This window comes from Staphylococcus pasteuri (assembly GCF_030547725.1).
Classification (GTDB): Bacteria; Bacillota; Bacilli; order Staphylococcales; family Staphylococcaceae; genus Staphylococcus; species Staphylococcus pasteuri.
On the sequence record NZ_JAUOQO010000497.1, the window covers coordinates 1 to 260 of the forward strand.

General features: G+C 48.1%; 1 protein-coding gene. It reads left to right on the plus strand.

What is annotated here, in order from left to right; translation table 11 throughout:
- Window positions 1-260: calcium:cation antiporter family protein (locus tag Q4528_RS14480; protein ID WP_512700998.1), on the plus strand; the 260-nt coding region annotated here is incomplete at both ends.

Consider the following 260-nt stretch of genomic DNA (forward strand, 5'->3'; position numbering starts at 1 on the left):
GTTGGTGTGGAGTGCCGACCGCTGTGTTTATGGTGCAGCCGCCATTGCTAATAATTTTGGTTTACCACCAATGATCATCGGCTTAACTATTGTGGCTTTAGGTTCTTCTGCACCAGAGGTTATGGTGTCAGCCACTGCCGCCCTAGAAGACAAAATGAATACCGCCGTGGGCAACGTAATTGGCTCTAATATCACCAACATTACTCTGGTACTAGGCATCACCGCCTTACTTAAACCGCTGATAGTATCCTCCTCTACCC